Source organism: Bacillus sp. GMs2/2 (assembly GCF_050172095.1).
Lineage (GTDB): Bacteria > Bacillota > Bacilli > Bacillales > Bacillaceae_G > Bacillus_A > Bacillus_A cereus.
The window spans coordinates 1-2,328 of the sequence record NZ_JBNLYE010000513.1; the positions used below are offsets into that span (position 1 = coordinate 1).

Below are 2,328 nucleotides of genomic sequence, written 5' to 3' on the forward strand. Positions count from 1 at the left end.
TAGATTATCACTATGATTGCTTCATTTAAAAATAAAACTTTCCTTATTACTGGTGGATACGGTTTTATTGGTTCTCACTTGGCACGAAGACTTTTAAATTTACAAGCAAAAATTGTTCTTTTCATAAGAACACCATCAAACTCTTGGAGACTAGAGGATATTCTAAAATATATTGAAACCTATGAAATAGATATACGAGATAAAAAACAAGTACAAGATGCAATAAAGAAAATTAATCCCGATTATATCTTTCACCTGGCAGCCTATGGTGTAAATTCTGCCCATACAGATTACATCCATGCTATAGAAACAAATGTTATAGGGACTTGTAACATTATTCAAGCAGCAAAATTGGTGAATTGTAAAAAAATCATCAATTTTGGGAGTAGTTCTGAATACGGTAACAAGATGGAACCTATTCATGAAAATATGTTACTAACTCCTGTGGACATCTATGGAAGTACCAAAGCTGCTGCTACTATACTCGCCCATCAAATTGCTAGCGAAAACAATACTAATCTTATAACATTAAGACCTTTTGGCATATTCGGAGAAGGCGAAGAGCCGCATAAAATTTTTAGCTATATAATCTTGCGAGTATTACAAAACAAAGATGTAAATTTAACTTTATGTAATCAATTAAGAGATTATTGTTATATAGAAAATGTAATAGATGCCTGTATCCTAGCAGTAGAAAATACTACTGTACAAAATGAAATCTTTAATATTGGGAGCGGCACTATTCACCCCTTGAAACATTATGTAGAATTATTATTCAAACATTTGAAAACCAATTCCAGACCAAATTACGGTGCAATTTCCTCTAGAACAAATGAAAGATGGGTTCCTGAAGCGGATGTGCAAAAAATAAAAAACTCTCTTTCCTGGGAACCTAGAATTAATATTGAAGAAGGAATTATAAAAACTGTTAATTGGTATAAAAATAATAAACATTTATACCTAACTCCCTAAAAATAGGGTACTAAAGGAGGTGGACTAATTGTTAAACCAAAACTTTAATAATGCTTTTTACGGAAAAAGAATTTTAATTACTGGACATACTGGTTTTAAAGGTTCTTGGTTATCCCTATGGTTGAATGAATTAGGTGCTGCTGTAATCGGATATTCATTAGATCCTAAAAATAAAAATGATAACTTTAACATTACTAACCTTCAAAATAATATAATTGATATTCGTGGAGACATTAGAGATTTTAATAAATTAAATAAGGTTTTTACAGATTATAAACCTGAAATTGTATTCCATTTAGCTGCCCAACCTCTAGTTAAGTATTCATATGAATATCCTAGAGAAACATACGAGGTAAACGTTGTAGGAACTATGAATGTACTAGAGGCAATTCGATTACATGAATCAGCTAAAATAGGAATTATGGTGACAAGTGACAAGTGCTATGAAAATAAAGAATGGCCTTGGGGTTATCGTGAAATTGACCCTATGGGCGGCCATGACATATATAGCTCAAGCAAAGGATGCTGCGAACTTTTAATTTCTTCCTATCGTAATTCTTACTTTTCAGAAGAAAAATTTTCTCAACACAAGAAAATAATTGCAAGTGTTCGAGCTGGTAATGTAATTGGTGGTGGTGATTGGTCAATAGATAGAATTATTCCCGATTGTATACGAGCATTAGAATCAAACAAAAAGATTATTATTAGAAATCCTACTGCTATTAGACCCTGGCAACATGTACTAGAACCTTTAAGCGGGTATTTACTCCTTACAGAAAAAATTATAAATAATGGTATCCTTTTTTCAGGAGCATGGAACTTCGGGCCATCCCTAAGCAATATTGTTTCAGTAGAAAAATTAGTGACCAGTTTACTAGATATTTGGGGCTGCGGGGATTGGACAGCAGAAAATATAGGTCCAATAAATTTTCATGAAGCAAATTTACTAAACCTTGACATTAGCAAAGCAAAATTCAATCTTAATTGGCAGCCAAAATGGTCCCTACAACAGACTTTAGAAAATACAATAGAATGGTATAAACATTATAATTCTTACACCAGTTCTGAGATGAGAAATCTATGTATTAGCCAAATCAAACAATATTGCATGCTTTGAACTACTCCCACTTACCCATACTTGCTGTGAGTTCCTTATGGAGGGAGTCTTCTTGGCTAAAATGATAAAATAAAACAAAACCATACGTAAGATAATTTTACCATTACAAATAATGACATAGTCTGTTTCACCTTTTACATTATCTAAAAAAGAACCTGTAGGAATTCTTACAAGTTCTTTTTTATTTCCTTTATTCTCTTCTTATTTACATACGCAAGATTTATACATTTGGTGGGATA

Annotated in this window: 2 protein-coding genes; both read left to right on the forward strand. The window is 32.1% G+C overall.

Annotated features, from left to right (window positions below; translation table 11 throughout):
• Positions 1 to 12 precede the first annotated feature (12 nt).
• Positions 13 to 972, forward strand: coding sequence for an NAD-dependent epimerase/dehydratase family protein (locus ACQGS6_RS26805; RefSeq protein WP_000561950.1), 960 nt, complete (start codon positions 13 to 15; stop codon positions 970 to 972).
• A gap of 28 nt (positions 973 to 1,000) precedes the next feature.
• Positions 1,001 to 2,089 (forward strand): CDP-glucose 4,6-dehydratase, encoded by a 1,089-nt coding sequence (rfbG, locus tag ACQGS6_RS26810; RefSeq protein WP_000934338.1) that lies wholly within the window; start codon positions 1,001 to 1,003, stop codon positions 2,087 to 2,089.
• Positions 2,090 to 2,328: the final 239 nt, after the last annotated feature.

Bases quoted from the DNA above. Each gene is read 5' to 3' on its own strand.
- ACQGS6_RS26805 (WP_000561950.1), top strand. From the start codon at position 13: ATGATTGCTTCATTTAAAAATAAAACTTTCCTTATTACTGGTGGATAC.